Raw genomic sequence first — 20307 nt, 5'->3', positions numbered from 1 at the left:
ACAGGCCGAGCGTTGGCCACGCGATGCTCCTCACCCCGCAGCCAACCCCGCAATCACTCCCACGGGTTCGCGAACCGCGCGTCGCGCGTGAACTCCACATCCGTGAGGCTCTTGAGGAAGCGTCGCTCCACCCGCTACTCCTCGGCATCCGACGTAACGAGCGTCCGCAGCTCCGTCCCCTTCGTGACGAGTTCCCGAGCAATCCGGGCGAGTTCGCGCGTCAACGCGCCCCGACACCCGGCGATATCTCGGCAACCTCGCGTCGCGTCGTCCAGCAGTTCGAAGACCCGCGCATGGTAGGCCTCCGGGTGGGACCCTCGATGTCCCTTGATTCGAATCAGGTTCGCTGGGTCCTCCGGGCGCATCCCCCCCTTGCCGAAGAGTTCCTGGCAGCGCTGTGCCCACGGGCCGCCATCCGATTCAGCGGCCGTGCCCTTGCCCGCGCAGATGGGGTGCACCGCCCCTTCCGCGTCCCCCTGGATGCCACCCACCGTCCCCATGGGAGCCGCCCCAGGTCCCATCGCGACCGCGGCGACCGCTGTTGGCGCGAGCGTCACTTTCAGCTCTCCTCCGGACGTGAGTGCAATCGACCGGACGTCTCCGGACAGGGCTCCCGCGAGCTGAAAGCCCGCTTCCGTCTGGGCTCGTATCGCGGCTTGAGCAAAACCCGGCATCTTCGGTCCCCGCGTCGTCATGGCATTCCTCCCGCCGAGCACTGACAGAGAGACCACCACCAGGACTCGGGCTCCGTTGTCGCCCAGCACATTGCCGAAGCGATGTCCGACGCGCTCCAGCTCCTCGAAGCTCGCCGCGTCCCGGGACTCTTCCACCAGCCGCGAGAAGCCCTGCCCGAGCTTCCAGACGGGTTCCGTCCCGAGATACGCAATCAACGAGGCTGCCCAGGCGAGCGAGATGGGCTTCGTCATGGGCTCGGGAGCCACCAACGTCTTCAGTGCCGTCCCGGACATCGTCGTCACCAGGCCCCGCAGGGCCGCGACATTCACCGTGTCGCGGAGGTCCTCCTCGATGTCATCCCAGGCGCCATCGAACGCGAAGTAGAGCGCGAGCATCCTGCGCTCCATCGGCCCCAGCGTGAGCCCACCGGTCATCATGCCCAGGCAGCCCATCGGGTCCTCCTGCCGATGACAGATGCGCTCATGGGCCGACGAGACGGCCCGCCCCAGCGCTCCGTCGCCGCCGCTCCCGTGGGACACGCTCGAGGAGCGACGATCCTCCTGGTCGACCTCCTTGAACACGGCGTCCAGGCGCAGGTCGGGCACGAGCCGCGCGACGGCACCCTTGAACTCCTCCTCGTCCATCTCGACAGGCTCTGTCTCGATGGGCGTGTATGCGATTGATTTGCCTCCTCCCGTATCCAGACGGACGACACGGGTCGACGCGCAGCCGCTCGCCAGCAGCAGCGCAAGAACTCCCAATGCTCTCATGGATGGCTCCTGAAGACAGCCGCCAGCGCATCGACGAGCGATGCGCCTCATCTCCGCGGATGACACCCGAAGGCACCGGGGATGGACATCCCCCTCAGGAGGTATTGCGTCGAGGCACGGGCGGCATGACGCGCCGCCGCGCCTTCACGCCTCGCCGGGGTCCTCCCCCACGACAACCCCCACCATCTCTTCTTCACCGAGAACTTCGTTCTTGAGCGGGAAGCGGAGCATGGCCTCCATCTGCTGGAAGAGCGCTTCGCCCATCAGTTGTTCCTTGCGCCAGCGGGCGGCGGCCAGACGCAGGCTTGGCTTGTACTGACCGGCAAGGATCCACTGACGCATGGCCTCCAGGGTCGCAAGCCGTGCTTCATCGCTCCCCTTGCGCAGGGCGTCGACCGAGGAGAGGGCCCACTCCTCATTGATATTCAGCGCCGGCTTCTGCCTCTGTGCTCGAACATTCTCCGCCAGACTGGAGAAGAGCCGCCGCCCTTCTTCCGCCAACAGGCTCGCGCGCTGCCGACACCTGACAACCCGCTCTCCTTCCTGCACATCCGTTTTCTGGGAATGATTGAAGAGCAGGTCCAGTCCAGCGACATCGGCGATGCGCTCCATGCCCCCTTCATCCTGTTCGCGCCAGAAAGCCCAGTACCAACCCAACCGTGTGGCAACGACTCCCGGGAGGCGGGATTGCGTCGCCGCCCGGCGTCCAGGACGCAGGGCGCGGATTCGCGCATAGCGGGCGGGCTCCGTCTGCTGGATGGTCAGGATTCGTTCGGCATGGCGGCCGAGCGCATCCATCTCGTCCTGTGCTTCAGCCTTCTCCAGGGCCATTCCGGCATAGATGTCCAGGACACCGTCCACATCGGGCCGCTCCTCCAGTGGAAGGATGTGGCTGTCTTCACCAAAGACCTTCAAGAACTCCTGGATGCGCCGCCGGAGCACCTGCTCGAGCCCCAGGTTGGATTCGAGGGCCCGCTCCGGCAGGAAGCTGGAGATGTGAATCTCCTCGTTCAGGCTTCCCAGGCGGTCGATACGTCCCGCGCGCTGGATGAGCCGCACGGGATTCCAATGAAGGTCGTAGTTGATGAGAGTGTCGGCATCCTGGAGGTTGATGCCCTCACTGAGCACGTCCGTGGAGATGAGCAGGTCGATCTGCTCCCCCTTCGGCACCGCGGAGCCATCCCGCACGGGATTGGCCCGGGGCGCGAAACGCTGAGCAATCCGCCGGACGTTTCCGCTGCTCCCCGTCACCATCTCAACCACACCATGCCCCTGCTCGAGGTGCGCGTGGAGGAACTCCGCCGTGTCGGTGAACTGAGTGAAGATGAGCGTGCGGTGCTCGCCGGGAGGACGTGCCGCCAGATAGGCCCGAAGGCGCGCGAGCTTCGCATCCGCCGCAGAGGTCTGCTGATGCATGGCCCCCAGGAGTTCGTCCACCCGGTCCAGGTCCGCCGTCAGGGCGTTGCGCAGCCGGTCCACATGGAACATCCCCGAGGGCATCTGGTCGCCTCCCGGGGTCGACTCGCCTTCGTCCTCCACTTCCGCGACGACCAGCACGAAGCCCTCCTGGAGATTCGAGAGGGAACGCCGGAGCCGGGTCCGGAGTCGCTCCAGCGAGGCACGGAACGCGGCTTCACTGGACTCCAACCGCTTGAGCAACAGCACCTTGAACAAGCCTCGAAGGCTCTGTCCCGCCTGCCGGAAGCCGACCATGCGGGAATCGTCGCGGTGCATCTCCAGCACGTAGGCGGCCAGCCCGTAGAGCGGGTATTCCATGCTGCCCAGCACCTGGATGATTCGCTCGTACAGACCGGTGCCGTACGTGTCCTCGATGCGGTAGCGCAGACACTGCTCTGGTCCCGAGACTCGCTTCGGGAAACGGATGGGAACCCAGTCATATCCCCCAGCAGGCCGTTTCACCGGGAGCTTCGCGTCGCGGTAGTGGTTCTGGATGAAGCGGCGGGTGCGGCGCACCACGACGTGCTGGAGGACGTTGGTGAGGGACTCCTTTCCGGCCTCCACCGCCTTGAAGTAGTCCTCCAGGGATTCTCCTGGGAAGGGCAGCCGAGTGAAGTTCTCCGGAAAGAGCTTCAACTGCTGCATCACGTCCCGGGGGCTGTTGTTCTGGGGCGTCGCGGAGAGCAGCAACACCTGCCGTCGCGAAGGCACGTTGTTGGGATGCAGCCACTCCCAGATTCGCTCATAGCGGCGCGTCGCGGGGTTGCGGAAGTTGTGGGACTCGTCCACCACGAGCACCTGGCGCTGGCTGTACTTGGGAAGATCCTCCAGCTTTCCATGGGACAGCGTGCGGAGGTTCACTCCGAAATCGTCGGCGAGGGCCTGCCAGGTCGGACACACGGTGGGCGGCGCAATCACCAGCGCGTGGCGGTCCATCGTGTCCTGGAGATACCGCAACAGGGCCATGGCGATGTATGTCTTTCCCAGACCCACGACGTCCGCCAGGAAGACGCCTCCGAAGCGCCTCAGGATGCCCTTGGCCTGCTGATAGGCCGCCCGCTGGAACGTCGTCATCACGTCCAGCAGGGGATTGCTGTCGGTCAGGTCGGCGCCCTGGAGCATCTCCAGGAAGAACTCCGAGAGGACCTTGAGATACAGGTCCTCCGCCCCAATCATCCCTCCAGCCCAGGAGTTCTCCAGCAGCGCCTGGACATCCTTCGAGATGTCTTCCGACTCCGCCGCGCGCAACCGGAACCATTCCCGGGCCCGCTCATGCATCGCGCCCGTGAGCGTCAGCTCCAGCTCCGCGCCCGGAGGCCGAAGCAAGGTGCCCCGCGTGATGGGTCCCATGGGGACGAGGCTGCTCGTCGGACGGCTGATGAGCCGGCTGAAGAGGGGACCTGGTTGATGGTGGAGAACGCGAGCCTCGGCGGCGGAGAGCTTGCGAACCCACTCCCCGATTCTCGACTCCCATTCCGTCGTCTGGGGAAGTCCATCCAACTGTCCACCGAACGCCTCCAGGAGCGCCTGACGATGCGCATGCGTCGCCTTGGCGGGGAGGGCCGCATGCGGCTCCTTCGCGAGGGCCGCGTGTCCATGCGGAGGCTGTGCCAGCAGACCCGGCGCCGACAACAGGAGCTCCATGCGCGCCTCGGCCTGGAAGATCTCCAGGACGTCCGTGCGCAACTCCCCCGCCGAGACCAACGTCGCTCCGTCCATCGACCCCGTGCTCATGAGACCCGCCCTCGCTTCAGCCAGACATCCATTGATGTGGAGAGGAGCGACACCTCGGGGAGAAGCCCCGTGTTGTCGCCCAGCCAGGCCGCCATGGTGACCTCCAGAAGGGAAACCTCGTCCACGTCACCCACTGGCGGGATGGGAGGCGGCACGAACAACGGGGTCTCCACCAGGATCTCCTCGGGATGCGGCGACACCACTGGAGCAGCCCCTGGCGGAGGCACTGGGACCACCAGGGTCGGCTGCGTCTGGGGAAGCTCCGTCCCCATGGGGACCGCCCCGGCCTCCAGCCCCAGGGTCCTCAGAAGGACCGGACTCCAGACACCCTCCACGGGGAGTCCTGCATGCGCCACGAGGAAGCGGACGGGTGTCGTGGCCGCCTCCATGCCTGGCCATCGAGCCCAGGCGGCGGACGCGAGCGGGGGCACGAAGCGGCGGCCTCCAGCGGCCCCCTTCTGGTCCGGCGGCGCCCAGGACCATCCCGAGGGGGCGCCCTCGCGAGGACGAGACTTCCACCAGCCCGCCAACGCACGCGCCAACAAGCGATGCGCGGTCCGCAGCCATGCACCCTCTCCCGGGAAGGCACGCCGCACCCGCTCCTCGACCCACACGCTGGCCCGTGCCCCATCCTCGACGAGCGGGGTGGGCCGCCTGGCTTCGAGGAGGCGGCAGAGGTCCAGGGGCCGTGACTCCCGCAGGACCAACGCCCCCATGAGCTCCCTCAGCGCCACGGTCCCCACGCTTCCAGGAGGCATCCTCTGCGCATCAGGCGATTCCCGCCCCGCGTCCACCTGTTCGGCGTCCGACGTGGAGAACGCCCCCACGAGGCCCATCAAGCGAGGCAGATGAAGCCGGAGCAGGCGCTCTCGCGCGGCGCGCCCCTCCCAGAACTCCGCCGAGAGAGGCTCGCACGCGGGCGATGGCAACGGTGGAAGGAAGAGGGCCTGCTCCGACGAGAAGATGCCGATGGTGCTCACCCCTGGCGAGGTCGGAGCCATCCGTAGCCCCACCACCTCGATGCCATCACGAGGTGACTCGTCCCACCCCTCGTCGTCGCTGTCGGGGTCTTCCTCAACCCGCGTCTCGGTACGAACCTCGGCGGGTGAAGCTCGTGACAGGAGCTCATGGACGTGGGGAAGCCGCTCGACCCCCCGTTCGATGAAGGCGCCGTCGAAGCCGGCCGCTACCGGGCTGCCCTCCATGCGAAAGAGCCCTGGGACCACGGAGCGCAGCCCCGGCGCTCTCGTCAGGGGCCAGAGGCGCGTGATGAGGCCCGCGAGGCTCGTGGGTTCGTCCCGATGCATTCCCTGGTCCATCGGGCCAAACAGGGCCGCGACGGCCTCGTGGAAGGAAGCCCGCGCCGTTTCAATCACGAGCCGGGCGCCTGAAGCGCGCAGGGCCACGAGCCTGTTCGATGCGAAACGCACCCGGTGGTACGCCTCCGTCAACGGAGACTTCACGAGCCCCGGTGCCCCAGGCGGCAGCCCCGTGGGATGAAAGGTATTGGGCAGGACCGCCAGGCTGGAGAGAAAGAACCGACCCACGAGGTCCGCGCTCCCCGTGGCCACGTCGTGCTCCAGGGTCTCCAGACCTCGCAGCAGGGCTTCGCGCTCGGCGGCGGACAGCCGCCCTTCCAGACGCTTTCGTCCGGCGGCACCTGGAGCCCCGTTTCGCAAGGCCTGACGCATGAGGATTCCCAGCACCACGGCGCCCACCCGGACCTGCTGCGCCTTCAACTCGGGAAGAGTCAGTCCCAGCAGACAGGCCGCGCTCTCCATCCTCCAAGGATGGAGTACCGGCTCACAGAGTCCCAAGGCCGGCAGGGCCCGCCGCTCCTGCGTCGGAGGGCGCAACACGACGGGCGTGCCACAGCCCCAGGAGCCGGGTTCGCACGGCTCGAAGGCGCGCCTGCGCCCGTGCGTCCGGCCACACCAGCAGGACCACCTGACGGGCGCGTCGTCTTCCTTGGCATAGCCCGTGGTCCATTGCCGCACGCGGGACATGGTCAAGGACTCCAGCTTCGCGGCCCGCCCCTTTCCCGGTTGGCGCGTCGACTTCGTCTTCATCCAGTCAGGCGGCGCGATGTCGGCGGCCTCCAGGACTTCCGCGAGGCGGGGAAGAAAAGGAGGGACATCACCCGCCCAGGCCCGTTCGACCTCCGCCAGCTTCGCCGAGTCCTCGGGACGAGCCGCCGTCCACCACAGACGCTCCATGGCGGACAACGCTGGCGCTTCAGCGCTCGCGGGAATGCCCTCTCCATCGCGGGCGCGAAACCGGAGCTGGAGGTCGGGTCCGACGAGCACGTCGCGCGTCGCGGGGAGCACGAAACAGGTGCCCACGTGGGCGGTGGCCCGCTCCAGCAGTTCGCCCGTCACCCCATCGAACCACACGTCCGAGGGAGAAATGGCCGCGAGGGTCGGGTCCTCGATGACCAGCTGCGCGGGCGCACCATCTTCCTGATACGGAGCATCCTCCCGCCTCAAGCCTTCCTGGAAGGGAAGCACCCGCCCATCTGGCAGGACCAGATGGCTCCAGGGAAAGGAAGGAGCCTCGGTGCCCACGACGAGCGTGATTCGCCACGCGAGCCCTTCGCCCGACTTGTCCCGCTCCAACTCCTCATGGATGTCGAGGACTTGTCCGTGGACACCGGGCGGAACGAACCAGCGCTCCACGGCCTTGGGAAGCTTCAGCGAGGGGAGCGGGAGGATGGTTTCCTCCTCCGCCTCATCCTTCGTGGGCTTCTTCGGCGTGAACGTGAAGACATTGGCGGCGAGGCTCCACATGTTCATTTCGTGGAGGCTCGTCGTCCTCGGTCGGGTACCCGCGAGCTGGGCCCAGAGCGACCGCTCCGCCTCCAGCCATGCATCTCCGGCCTTCACGCAGGCCCCCCGCGACAGCAGCACGCGGTGCGCGACGACACCTTCGCTTTGCATCAACCCGGGAATCCTGACGCTGAATTCGCGAGCGCGGCCTGCATTGCGCTCGGGTGGCGGCGGCGCCTCCATCGTCCACCGGGCGCACAACCGGGGCCCGTGGACGGAGACCACGCGAAGTCCCTCGGAGAGTGGGCGTGCTTGAAGCGCGACCTGCGCGGCCGACCGCAGCCGGCCCGCTGGCAGAGAGGCGAAGTGGGAAAGTCCCCGCGCAATCCAGCCCCGCGTCCCCAGGCCTCCAGTGCCCCCAGCTCGCGGATTCACCTGAGGCAGCGACTCCATCGAGACTCCCAGCCGAACCACCCCCGTCGCGTTCCGGAGAGGCACCGAGAGGTCTCCCCCCGGAGTGAGACGAGCCACTTCGACCGGGACCCACGCCCCCGGACGCAGGTCCGCTGACACGTCGGGACAGGCCCACGCGGGTGCGGTGCCGGCGTCCGTCGCGACGGCGTGCCGCAGGATGGGGAGCAGTTCCTCCGGTGTCGTCATCCCCGGCGCGGGCTCCAGGACCGCCTTGAGGAAGACCTTGCTGACCAGGAGCAGTCGGTCGTCACGCCCGACGACACCGCGCAGGAGGGCCGGCAGGCTCCGAGGAAGCTCATGGGCGTCATCTTCATAGGATGCCAGCCGCATGCTGATGCCCATCAGCTTCCGGTACGTCGCGCTTTCGAGGAACGCGCAGAGACTTCCGCCCGCCAGCGACCCGATGGCCACGGGGTCCCGGGAGGCCCTGAGTACGGAAGGCGCAAGCCCCTCTTCCTTCAGCAACTCCAGGGGTGACTCCAGTTCAGGTTCGGGCCCCTCCTCTTCCGGGGCCGCGCCCTGCTCCGGGATTGGCGACTCGTCCTCGACCTCTTCCTCGAACCCCTCGTCGAAGAACGGCTCCTGGACTCTCGCATCTCCAGCGCTCAGCAGTCCCTTGCCAAACACCCTGGGGACCCACCGATACCAGAGGCCATCCAGGAGCATCCGTCCCCGGTCATCCACCTCCGGCACTCCGACGGGAAGGGAAAGGGGCAGGGCCCTCCCGTCGTCAAAGACAAGCTCCAGCTTCAGGGTGAGCCGCCGAAACCAGCTCTTCCCACTCCGGCTCGCGACCTCCGGCGAAGTGGGGGCCTCGAGGTCATAGCCTCGGTAGCACAGCCTCGCCTGCTTGTGGGCCAGGGTGAAGGGAAGGGCCATGCGCAGCACCCGCTCCAATCCCCACCAGAGCCGGGGTTGCTGACCTGGCGCACCACGGTCTTCTTGCAGGAACGCGCGCCGCTCATGGTCCAGGAGCCGGTCCCAGGTAACCCCTGGAGGCGTCGACAGCGAGGGCGCGAGGGCCACCGGGTTCCATTGGCGTGACACCTCCACGGGGTCCGGCCCCAACGCGGACTCCACGCGCCGCACCAGTTCCACCACCTCTTCCCCGCCTGTCAGCCGGAGCAAGCTCATGCGGCGCAGCCATATCAACAGGGTGTCACGCAGCTCGCCGCCCCTCGCATAGCCCACCATCTGACGCGTTCTGGGAACGAGGGTCCCTCCATCCTTCTCCTCCCGATAGGCGAACTGGCAGGCATTCCATCCGGGCGCGATGGCCACCACGAGTCCATAGGGATGTCTGCGAAAGATGGGCTGGAAGTTGGAGCCATGGGGGTAGGGAAAGACGAGCTCCGCCAGGGACACCATGAAGTCGCCATGGCGAGCGATGGTGCGGAGTCGACGGATGACCGCCGTGGAGTCCAGCCGCTGCGTCTCATCCACCACGTGGGCTTCGTATCGGAGATGCCCCACGAACAAGCGGCTCAACAGGGTGAGCGCCGCATCTGCCTCGTCACACCGGGCGAGTTCATCCAGCAGGGACAGGCACTCCCTCCCTCGTGGAATGGTGTCAATCCATGCCGAGCCGTTCTCCCAGGGGCTCCACCCCACCTCCTCGGGTTGTGCCGACGCATCCCGAGCAAGCGCAACAGCGGCGGGCAACGGCGCCACGGGAGTGACCACCGCGGCGGGAGGAAACGTTTGCAGCCGCCCCACCAGGGCCGCCACCAGCGCGATGTCCGGAGCACCAAGCCCCGCCCAACCTCGTTGGTCGAACTGTTGCCGTAAGGAGCGTGCTTCCTCGCGGAGAGACGACTGCTCCAGTGTCGAGAGCAGTTGCCGCACGACGGATGACGCGGACATGTCTTGTTCGTTCGACAATGAGCCCCCTTGAAGCCCCCGAGAACCGCTCCCTTCGCCTGGATTCGAGGTAGGCCCTTCAGGGTGCTCGCGTCTGGGCTTCGAACCGTCCCGCCAGCAAATCCGCCAGGCTCGCTCCGCAGTGACGTCGCGTCTCGGTGAGGAACCGCTGGATGGAGCGCTTGGAGACGGACCGGGGCCCACGCTCCAACGCGGCGGCGAGCGCCTCCACGGTCAGGTGCACCGGCCCCAGGCTCTGCTCCAGACTCGGCGCCTTGCCCAGCGCGCAGCCCAGATAGGACTCGGTGACCGCGGCCTCCAGGTCCGAGCCCGAGAAGAAGCGCTGGTCCACCAGGTTCCGCGCGAACAGTGGAGACAAGATGGCCTTCAGCTCCACGGCGCTGGGGACACGGTCCGCAGCCGCGGTCTCCGCTCGCGCCAGCCGACTCAGGTAGTGAGTGACAATCTCCACCGCCTCGTCCAGGTCCGGAGGAGGCACGGGGACGAAGCGTCCGAAACGGCCGCTCCGGATGACTGCTTCATCCAGAGCACCCAGGAAGTTCGTCGTGCCCACGATGATGCGTCGCAACCTGCCCGCCCGGTCCAACTGCACCAGCAGCTCGTTGACGTCCGCCTTCTCGTCACTGTGCATATCGCCCGAGCGACGGGAGCGCGCGACCGCGTCCAGCTCATCGAGCACGAGCATCCGCTTCTCCTGCTCCACCACCCAGTCGAACTGCTCGCGAATCATGCGCTGCCCCCAACCGACGTAGGGGCCACGCAGATCCGAAGGCGAGAGCAGCCGCACCTCCTGCTCCAGCTCACCCGCTATCGCACGAGCGAGCAGCGACTTGCCGCAGCCAGGGGGCCCGAAGAAGAGAATCCCCGAGGCCCGGGAGACATTTCGCAGCAGCGCCCCGCGCTGCTCCGGCCATACGATATCGCGGCGGATCCGCTCCTTGACGGAGGCATAGCCAGCCACGTCGTCCAGCAGCGGCAACGCGTCGTCGCGGCGCTCCGACTTCTCGACCGAAGATTCGCGCCGGGCCGCCTCCTCCGGGTCCTTTACCTCCGAGGCATTCTCCACCAGCGCACGCGCCTCGAGCGAGGCGAAGGCGGCTCCCGCGACGGGCACCAGCACCGAGCCTCCCTCGCCCAGGTGGTGGGCGATATCCGCCAGAAAGGGGCCAGCCCACAGCAGCGCCTCGCCAGGGACCACCAGGGAGAAAGGCTCGTCCGGCTTGCGACGGGAGAAGATCTTCCGGTGGTAGAAGGTCTCCATCGGGCCGCTGCCCACCAGCGTCTCTACCTCGAACGTCCCCTGCCCCTCCACATGCAGGTCCGTGCGAATCACCTCCTGCTCGTCACCTTCATCGTCCAGGACCTCGGTCCGGTGCTGCTCGAACTGGAGCGAGGCCTCGGGATTCCTCACCAGGAGCCACTGCGCCAGCCGGGCCTTGAGGGAGAGTGACGTGCTGCTTTCGTTGCTGCCCTTGAACCGGGAGAGCGGTGTCCGCGTGAGGAGGTCTCCCCACGAGTTCATCGCCTGGGCCGCCCCCTGAGCGCTGGCCTCGCGACTCCACAACACCAGCTTCAATGGAGACAGCTCCGACACGACCGCCTCTGTCGCCAGCGCGGGTTTGCCTCCCACCATCAACAACAACTGGGACACGGGCACCCCACCCCCAGCAATCGCCGTGGCATCGAACTCGAAGATGGGTCCCGGCCACGCGGCCAGCAGGCGCGACAAATCGACGGGGGCCTCCCTGTCTCGCTGGAGCGCGATGAGGTTGAGGGCATGGGGCGCGTCGCGCAGCCGGGGCCCATCCGAGTCCAGCAGCGAGGGCTTGAGATACTCATGCAGTAAGTGGGACGAACCTCGGACAACCGCGGGGGCCCCGTTCTCCCCACGCCCCGTCCAGACGAAGCGCTGCGCGGAGCGGTAGGCCCAGCCCATCACCCCTTCCCAGGTGGCCTGAAGCCAGTCCGCTGTCTCCCGACGCTCTGGAAGATAGAGCAGCGCGAGGAGCGGCTCGGCACCGGTGAGCGCTCGCAGGAACGCCACCTCGCGGTCCTGCGACAAACCCAATGCACTGGGCCAGAAGGGCTGCGGCAGCGCGAAGCCTTGGGAGGGCTCCGAATCCGGGGTGTCGTCCTCTTCCGGCGAGGGGTCGATGAGGGCCTTCTTCAATGACAGAACGAAGGGCGCGTGGCGGTCCCAGCTTCCCGTGGTGGGATTGACATCCAGCCCTGCCCGCTCAAGCTGCCGCACGACGCTCCCCAACGAGGTGCGCTGCATCTTGACGTCTGTTGAATAGCCAAACACCCCGACCAGCTCGGACAAAGAGGACTGGCCCACCAGGCTCAGGGTGTTGCTGAACTTCGTCTGCCGCCGTCGAGCATCCGCCAGCCACAGGGCCAGCAGCTCCACGTCCGCGCGGGAGACCCGTTCCAGGGTATTACCCTTGAGAGGCAGCCGCACCGTGAGCATGGTGCCGCTGCGCCGCGTCACGATGCCAATGGGATTCCCCGTTTGCTGCGTGATGACCACGGTATCGCCAACCATGACCTTCATGACGCCCCTCCCAGGGTCGAGAGCATGGCACGAGGTGGACACTCTCGTCGCACACCCGCGCGAATGACACCCGAAGGCACCGGGGCCGGCCATCCCCCTCAGGAGGTATTGCGTCAAGGCACGGGCGCCAGGGGCGCACCGCCGCGCCTTCGCTTCATGTGCTCCTCCGGCCTCGCCGTACAGTGCGGCGTCGGGCTGGTAGGCTTTGGCACCGCACGGACCAGGGGAGCACATACGCCAGTGAGGACTACCAGCACGTTCTGGCGAGACACGGCATCGTCCGCGGCATCAGCCGATGCGGCAACTGCTACGACAACGCCGCCCTGGAGAGCGGGTTCAGCACGCTCAAGCCAGGGGTGGACAATGCGCGTTAGCGCCTTGTTGGCCATGGCGCTGTTGGCCACGGGGTGCGCCTCGGTGACGCATGCTCCCGGGCGCGACAGAACGCTGAACCACGCGCCACATGCAGCCTCGTCCCCCGCGTGGGAAGGGGAGCCGAGCGACGACCGCACGCATGCCATCGCGGGACCCGAAGCAGGACAACGGCTGTGGCGGCATCGGGGACCACGCAGCGACGCAACCCGGGCTGGGCCTGGCACCGTGGCTGGAGCGACTGGAGGCGGAGCGCGGAGCGCCACACTGACTCGACAAGCAATCCTCGAGTCCATCGACGAGATGAAGGGCTCGCTGGGGAGGGTCGAGTCCGCGTTGTCCAGGATTTCGACACGTCGGCCCGGCTTCGATTGCCGGGGCATCAACGGCGAGGTGTTCATGCGCTTTCTCCGCCTTGGCTCCAAGCAGGTGACGTGGATTCACGGCACGCTCGGAAGCGCGACGGTGATGGCTGGGGCCGCGTCGGAACTGGAGAACCCGGAGATGGAGCTGGGCGTCCTGCGCATGACGGGGCCACGGCTCCAGGCCGCGATGTTCGGAACACTGCTGCTCGCCACCTGGGTTGATTTCCTCCAGCTCACCGACGCATTGCTCCGGGAGTGCTTCATCTGCAGCTTCGAGAAGCAGTTCGTGGACCTCAACCGCGTCCGGGGCCTGGTGGAGACCCCGTTGTCGGACCTCGCTTCCCAGGACCCGAACCGTGTCGAAGCCGCGGCACTCGCGATGCCCGAGCTGATGGGGGCATTGACCCGGGAGTTCAACGCGATTCATTCGGACGGACGGGCGGCCATGGAGGAAGGAGGCAAGGTTCTGGTGGCCGTGCGGGTGTTGGAGATGGTCACCCTGATTTCCTCGCTGAAGATGTCGCTGCCTCGACTGCCCCCGGCCGCGCCCGCGACGCTCGGCGTGGGCCTCGCGATGAGTTCAGGGGGCGTCATGGCGGGCTCACGCATCGTTGTCTCCGCCGAGTGGGTGGAGCTGATGCGAAGGCTCGTGCAGGCAGGCGTCATCTCCCTCCCCGCCGTCAGCGCGGCCGTCCGCATCCACGGGGGTCAGGTGATGATGGCTCAGGCCCATCAAGACCTGCCCGAGGGCGTTCGTGACGCGCTGGGAGCCAGTCCCGAGGTGAGGGGCATGCGGGTGACGGGCAAGGCAGGAGCGGCCATGTCCGACGCCCCGAAGCACCACGTCCTACCGAAAGAGCACCGGGAGTGGTTCGAGCAGCGCGGCTTCAAGGGCGACATGGACATCGACCAGTTCTGCGTCCGGCTGGAGCAGGCCCACCACGAGGCCATTCACGGCGGAGGCAACTGGACGCTGGGTCGCGTGTGGCCCGGTGAGTGGAACCGGATGATCATGAAGACGCTGCGCGACGCCGAGGCTAGAGCAGGCCGGATGTTGACGCGGAATCAGGTCCTGGACATCGTCGCGGAGCGTATGCAGTTCTACAAAGTCCCGATCGTGTTCACGAAGGGGAGGAGCCGATGACGGACGAACTTTCATGGCGGGGGAATTGGAAGGCCCGCTTGTATGAGCGCGTTCGTGAGCGCGGCTACGATTCACTCACGGCCTTTGCCGAGGCCCGTCCCACCGCATCGTGGGTGGCATTGGCCGAGGAGCTGGGTCCGGACGACGTTGCCGGAGTTCAGGTGTACGACGGATTGGTGGCCGAAGCGGTGCGAAGCAAGCAAGTGACCCGCCTGGTTCGTGGGCATCTCGTGCGCGAGCTATGGGGGAGCCTCCCTGATGGTTGGCCGGCAATGCTGGATGACGACAACCGCTTCAGGGTCGCCAAGGCACTCGGGCTCTGGTCCGGCATCGTCCCAGAGACGCATGAAGACCGCGTGCGATTGGCAGGTGATGCACTGCTCGCCAATCCACCTCCCGCTGGATGGCGTCCACTCGGACCTGACGACGAGCTTCTCCGGAGGCTTCTCCCCGACGACGAAGCCTGACCGCTGGGCCGCTTGGCCGGAGCTTCCTATGGCTCCTCCCACGGGTTCGCGAACCGCGCGTCGCGCGTGAACTCCACATCCGTGAGGCTCTTGAGGAACGCCACCAGGTCCGCGCGCTCCGACTCCGTCAGCTCGAACGGCCGCACCAGCGGGTCCTTGTTCGGGTTCGCCCGTCCATCTCCCACGAACGGCCCCTCCGTCACGTTGCGCCCACCGGCCACATAGTGGTCGATGACCGCCTCCAGCGTGGCGATGCTGCCGTCGTGCATGTACGGCGCCGTCAGCTCCACGTTGCGCAGCTGCGGCACGCGGAAGCGGCCCTGGTCCTCCGCCCGCTGGGTGAACTCGAACAGGCCCGGGTTGTCCAACGGGTACGCGCCCTTCCCGTCCACGTCGTACAACCCGTTGTTGAAGAACTGCATGTTCGGCAGCACCGAGTCCTTCGAGCGGAACGAGTTCGAGAGGTGCCTCCCGCTGTGACAGTGGTAGCACTCCGCGCGCTCGCCAAAGAACAGCTCCATGCCCCGCCGGGCCTCCGGCGTCAGCGCCTCCCGCTCCCCTTGCAGATAGCGGTCATACGGCGAGCCGCCCGACAAGAGCGTGCGCTGGAACGACGCCAGCGCCTTGACGATGGTCTCCCGGTCCACCGGCTCCACCGCGTCGGGGAACGCCGCGCGGAACAGCTCCGGATACTTCACGTCGTCCCGCAGCCGCTGGAAGACCTCCTCCAGCCGGGGCGTCACACCCAGCTCCGTGGGGAACTCGTTGAACAGCGGCACCAGCGCCTGGGTCTCCAGCGTCTCCAGCAGCGGGTTCGCCCAAGTGTACGTGGCCAGATAGGCCACGTTCGCCAGCCCCGGCGAGTTGCGCGCGACGTGGTCCCCCGTGGAGCCCCGGGGCGTCGGCTTCCCATCCGAGAACGCCCGCGCCTGCTCGTGGCAGCTCACGCACGCCATGGTGCCGTTGCCCGACAGCCGCTTGTCGTGGAACAGGTGGCGCCCCAGCTCCACCTTCGCGTCCGACATGGGGTTGTCCGCCGGAACGAAGGGCTCCGGGAAGCCCGCGGGCAGCTTCCACGCATAGGGCGTGGGAGGCGGCGCGCCTTCATCGCCCCCGCAGCCGACCAGCAACAACGCGCCCAGCGCGGCGCTCACCTTCCATGCGCGGAACATCTGGCACTCCTCGTTCACTCGCCGCGGGACAGGGCTTCAGCGGACCCGGAAGAACGTCGTCGGCAGCGCCTTGGGGCGGCCGTCCGCGGTCAGGCCGAACTGCGCGAGGAACCCCGGGCACTCCGGGTCCGTCGCCCCCGACATGCACCCCGGCATCATGTCCGTCGTTCCATCCGGGACACGATTCACGTCCAACTCCGAGTACAGCCCCGCCAGGTCCAGGACGACCTGATTGGCCTCCGGGTCGAAGCCCGCCAGGGTGATGGTCGCCTGGTTGTCCGCCGCACAGGTGAAGCCGTCCGGCACCGAGCCCCGACACCCCGAGGCCCCCATGTGGAAGTAGAAGCTCTCGTTCGCGCGGGAGCGGACGTCCAGGGCCACGAACTTGTAGCCCCCCTGCCAGCTCCACCACATGGGCGCCACGTTGAGCGGCGCGCGCTCGGCCTCCGCATCCAGGTGGTTCTTCTCCGGCGGCAGGCCCACCTTGAACTCCAGGCCCGTGTAGTCGTCATGCTCCGGCGCGGTGCCCACCACTTCGCGGCGCACCTCGGGGCTGCCCGTGGCGCACGTCCCGGTGCCATCCTCGAAGTCCAGGAGGGCAATCGCATCGCGCTGCCACGTCCCGTCCTGCGCGAGCTTCAGCGCGTGGCGCTCGCCATTGGCGCGCACCAACGTGACGTCCCGCAGGTACATCTTGAAGTCGAGCAGCTCGATGACGCCCCGCGACGTGCCGATATCCGGGTAGCTGCCGCCGCACGTCAGCGCCTCCTGTCGCACCTGGGGGCTGAAACGCACGGTGTAGGTCTTGTCGCTCTTCTCGTCATCACCGCAGCCCTGCAGGAGCAGGAGGGCGGGCACGAGGGCCCAGGACGCGAGCTTCCGGACGGCGTTCATCGAATCGACCTCCACGGGGCGGATGCGAGGAGCGCACCGCGACGGACTGCAGGGGTACCAGCCCCGGGGAGCAAACGCCGTGTGGCATGTTGTCGCGGCGGGAATGCACACGCGCCCCAGGGTCCTTCGGGGCGGGAACGCCAACGACTCCCGAACATATCGCCGCCCGTCAGCCGGTCGGCCCTGGTGACACCTCGCGGCGCGGGGAGCCGCGGGTCCAGGTCAGCCTGCTCGCACTACGGGCAGGCGCCGCAATCCGACGCGCAGTTGTTCGCGGCGGTCCCCGTGCCGCACTGCTCGGAAATCTGGCACACGCCGTCGCCGCACCGGTAGATGTCCTGGGGACGGATGCGCGTACTGATGGGGCGGTACGGCTTCCCGTTGTACGTGCAGCTCTTGTAGAACCCGCCGCGCAACGGGTCCGCCTGGCAGTGGTCCAGGCAGTTGCCCACGTGCGCAATCGCGGGCGCACACGCGGCGTCACCACTCCAGGACGACAGGCCGCAGGTGCGCACCGTGCTCTCGTCATAGGACAGGTAGCTGGTGTCGTTCGCCGCGAAGAGGCCCTCATTGGCGAAGAGGTTGCCGAAGAAGCACGCCTCCGGCTTGCTGAACAACTGCAGCTCCTCCGGGGTGGAGGGAATCGCCACGTTCGATGCGCCCTTGCCCAGCACGGAGATGTTCACGTGCACGCCGAACTTGTTCGCATGCGCCGCCAGGCACGCGGACACCACCTGCTGCTCCGTCACCGACGCGGGCTGCGGCTGCGAGCCCGCCACGCTCCCCGTCCACGACGGCGCCAGCCCCAACGAGCCCGGCCACGAGTACGTCGTTCCGCCATGGGTGTACGACAGTGTTTGCGTGGGCGACAATGCACAGCGGGCGACATACTTCATCAGCATTTCCGCCTGGGCTGGATTGGCGCTGAACCATGTATTGAACACGCCATTGGTGCTCAGCCCGTTCGTGCTCAACCCGTTCGTCGACAAGCCATTGGTGCTCAACCCGTTCGTCGACAAGCCATTGGTGCTCAGCCCGTTCGTCGACAAGCCATTCGTCGAGACCAGCCCCTCTTCGTGGGTGCCTGTCGACTCGTTCGGCTCGCCATCACCCATCCCCGCGGGGCCACATCCGATAGTGACGCTCAAGAGCGCGGGCAACCCCCACGCCGTCAGTTCTCGAAGGAAGGAAGGACGGGACTCGAAACGGCTGAAGCACTGGCGCATGGGACTGTCTCCGCGTTGGGGGTGACCGCGCGGTTTCTCGCGGCCAAGACAACGGGTAGTGCTTCTCGCCAGGAGCGACAGGTGTACCCACGTGCAATTCTTCCGCTGGGGTCGTGCGTCAGACAGGGACATCGTGAAACGGCTGACGATTCAGCCGTGTATCGACTCACGGTTGACGATGATTCACTGGCCGTGACACACCGCGAGACGTTCTTGAAACATCACCGCGCCGCGCGGCGGGCGTCGCGCGGCAGCGTCACGGTGAACGTCGTGCCGTCCAGCTCCGAGGAACGCACGTCCACGCTGCCACCATGCGCGTGGACAATCTCCCGGACGATGAACAGGCCGAGTCCCAGCCCACCCCGTCGTCGGCCCTTCTCGCGCGCGGCGCCGGCCTGACGGAACGGGTCGAACAGCGTGGCCAGCTGCGGCGCGGGAATGGGCGCGCCGGGGTTGTGGACCTCCACCACCTGGCGCGTCTCATAATCCAGACACCGCAGCAGCACGGGTGCGTCCTGGGCGCCGTGCTCCAGCGCATTACCCACCAGGTTGCTGAGCACCTGCGCCAGCCGGTCCGCGTCCCACAGCCCGTCACAGCGGCCGTCCACGTCGAAGGCGATGTAGCGGTCCGGATGGACCGCGGACAGCTCCTCCACCACCTGCTGACACACGGTGGAGAGATTCGCCGGCGCCACTTGCAGGGGGATGCCGCCGGACAGCCTCGCCCGCGTGAGGTCGAGGATGTCCGAAATCATGGTGCCCATCCGCTCCGCGGACGCCTCGATGCGCTGGGCCATCTGCTGCTGGGTGGAGCTGATGGGGGCGCGGCGCCGCAGGGCCCGGGCGGACAGGGTGATGGCGTTGAGGGGGTTGCGCAAATCGTGGCCCAGAATCCCGATGAAGCGCTCGCGGAACTCCGCCTCCTCCGCCAGCCGCTCCAACGCGTGCTTGCGCTCGGTGATGTCCATCATCGAGCCAATCATCCGCACCGGCCGGCCCGCCGCGTCACGCGACAGCACGCCCCGGTCCAACACATGGGCCCAGCTTCCGTCATGGCGCAGGAAGCGGTACTCCGCCTGCCACGCGGCCCGGGTGGACGCCACGAAGTCGCGCAGCCCGTCCGCCACCGCGTCGCGCTCGTCCGGGTGCAGCCGCTGCGTCCACCAGCCCAGCTCATGGTCCGCCGCGTCGCGTCCGTAGCCGAACAGCTCCTCCTGTCCGGCATCCCAGCGCACGCGCCCCGTCGCCAGGTCGCAGTCCCACAGCACGTCATGCGTGGCGCGAGCGGCCAGCCGGTAGCGCTCCTCCGCCTCCCGCAGCGCGGACTCCGCCTGCTCGCGCTCGGTGCAGTCCGCCACCACGCCCACCATGCGGTGCGGCCGCTCCGCCTCGTGGAAGCTCTGTCCCACCGCCTCGTACCAGTGCGTGGTGCCGTCCGCGTGCCGACAGCGGAACTTCAGCGTGTAGGCCCCGTCCACCGCCAGCGCCTGTTCGATTCCCCGCGCGACGCGGTGCCGGTCCTCCACCACCACACAGGACAGGAAGCTCGGCAGCGAGGTGCCCAGCGTTGCTGGCGCCTGGCCAAAAAACGCGTCCGCGTCCTGGGACCAGGTCACCACGCGCCGCGCCTCCGTCCACTCCCACGCCACCATGCGCGCCTTGGACAGGGCCAGCCGCAAGAGCTCCTCGCGGGCCTGCACGTCCCGGGTGTTCTCCAGCGCCCCCTCCGCGCGCCGCCGGGCCTCCCGCTCCCGCTCCAGCGCGTCGCGCAGCCCCGCCGCGTCCTCCGGTGACGGCTCCAACAACCACAGCGCCAGGCCGTCCGCCTCCTTGACGCCCACCACCTGGAAGCATGCGTCCAGCCCGTCGCGGGACAGGCGCAACGTCGAGGACAGGGGCACGCCCGTGGCCCAGACCCGCACGCACGCCTCCAGCTCCACGCCGCGCAGGCCCTGCTGCACCCAGCGCGAGACACAGGAGGGCACGCCCCAGTCATGCACGAAGTGCTCGGCCGCCGCGTTGAGCGACGACCACTGGAAGTCGAGCACCTCGCCCGCCGGTCCCCGCAGCGCTTCCAAGCGCATGCACGGTGCGGGACTTCCGGCATGGAGCGACCGTGCCAGGGCATTCCCTGGCAACGACGACAGGCTCACCATCGACTTCCCCCCGGCGCCCAGCACCCCTCCAGTCCACGTGCGGAGACTGGGGCGCGGAACGCGCGTTGGTAGAGAGTGCCATGTCCGAGGTGTCGCGAACTTGTCCTCGGGTACAGCGATTGCCGCAGTGCTCACCCGTAAGCACTGTGCGGCGCGAGCCACGTCCTCTCGCGCCCCCGACGCCCCGACCGGCTCGCCCC

General features: G+C 67.7%; 11 protein-coding genes. 3 read left to right on the top strand and 8 right to left on the bottom strand.

The annotated features are described in order from the left end of the window. Positions 1-134: 134 nt before the first annotated feature. From HR086_RS11335 to HR086_RS11320, 4 genes are all read right to left on the bottom strand, one after another. Positions 135-1445 carry an AHH domain-containing protein gene (locus HR086_RS11335; RefSeq protein WP_174465606.1) on the bottom strand — a complete coding sequence of 437 codons (1311 nt, stop codon included), beginning with the start codon at positions 1443-1445 and terminating at the stop codon, positions 135-137. Between the two features lie 144 nt (positions 1446-1589). After that, the gene (locus HR086_RS11330; RefSeq protein ID WP_174465605.1) at positions 1590-4637 is read right to left on the bottom strand and encodes a helicase-related protein; all 3048 of its coding nucleotides are present in this window, start codon (positions 4635-4637) and stop codon (positions 1590-1592) included. Then, complete coding sequence (locus HR086_RS11325) at positions 4634-9739, bottom strand: hypothetical protein (RefSeq protein WP_174465604.1); 5106 nt, start codon at positions 9737-9739, stop codon at positions 4634-4636. Before HR086_RS11325 ends, HR086_RS11330 begins: the two co-directional genes overlap by 4 nt. A 76-nt stretch (positions 9740-9815) precedes the next feature. Beyond that, positions 9816-12311, bottom strand: coding sequence for an ATP-binding protein (locus HR086_RS11320; protein ID WP_174465603.1), 2496 nt, complete (start codon positions 12309-12311; stop codon positions 9816-9818). Positions 12312-12825: 514 nt separating this feature from the next. Between HR086_RS11320 and HR086_RS49560 the strand changes: the two genes are divergently transcribed. The 3 genes from HR086_RS49560 to HR086_RS11305 are packed head-to-tail and all read left to right on the top strand — an operon-like array spanning position 12826 to position 14659. Then, on the top strand, positions 12826-12954 hold the full coding sequence (locus HR086_RS49560; protein WP_306663263.1) for a hypothetical protein: 129 nt from the start codon (positions 12826-12828) through the stop codon (positions 12952-12954). 32 nt (positions 12955-12986) lie between these two features. Beyond that, positions 12987-14192, top strand: a complete 1206-nt coding sequence (locus HR086_RS11310; protein WP_306663262.1) for a DUF2380 domain-containing protein — start codon at positions 12987-12989, stop codon at positions 14190-14192. After that, positions 14189-14659 (top strand): NUDIX hydrolase, encoded by a 471-nt coding sequence (locus tag HR086_RS11305; RefSeq protein WP_141643193.1) that lies wholly within the window; start codon positions 14189-14191, stop codon positions 14657-14659. Before HR086_RS11310 ends, HR086_RS11305 begins: the two co-directional genes overlap by 4 nt. Positions 14660-14685: 26 nt before the next feature. Here the strand turns inward: HR086_RS11305 and HR086_RS11300 are convergent, their stop codons facing one another. The 4 genes from HR086_RS11300 to HR086_RS48445 form a co-directional block, all read right to left on the bottom strand. Then, positions 14686-15831, bottom strand: coding sequence for a methanobactin export MATE transporter MbnM (locus tag HR086_RS11300; RefSeq protein WP_141643194.1), 1146 nt, complete (start codon positions 15829-15831; stop codon positions 14686-14688). A gap of 36 nt (positions 15832-15867) precedes the next feature. Continuing rightward, positions 15868-16725: an MbnP family copper-binding protein gene (locus HR086_RS11295; RefSeq protein WP_174465601.1), complete on the bottom strand. Its 858-nt coding sequence runs from the start codon at positions 16723-16725 to the stop codon at positions 15868-15870. Between the two features lie 236 nt (positions 16726-16961). After that, a complete protein-coding gene (locus tag HR086_RS11290) occupies positions 16962-17951 on the bottom strand; it encodes a hypothetical protein (protein ID WP_141643196.1) in 990 nt (329 codons plus the stop codon). Positions 17952-18172: 221 nt separating this feature from the next. After that, the gene (locus HR086_RS48445) at positions 18173-20035 is read right to left on the bottom strand and encodes a sensor histidine kinase (RefSeq protein WP_174476173.1); all 1863 of its coding nucleotides are present in this window, start codon (positions 20033-20035) and stop codon (positions 18173-18175) included. Positions 20036-20307: the final 272 nt, after the last annotated feature.

The sequence above is a fragment of the Myxococcus sp. CA039A genome (genome assembly GCF_013336645.1).
Classification (GTDB): domain Bacteria; phylum Myxococcota; class Myxococcia; order Myxococcales; family Myxococcaceae; genus Myxococcus; species Myxococcus llanfairpwllgwyngyllgogerychwyrndrobwllllantysiliogogogochensis.
The sequence above is the reverse complement of the archived record's forward strand: the minus strand, read 5'-3'. Positions and strand labels throughout refer to the sequence as shown.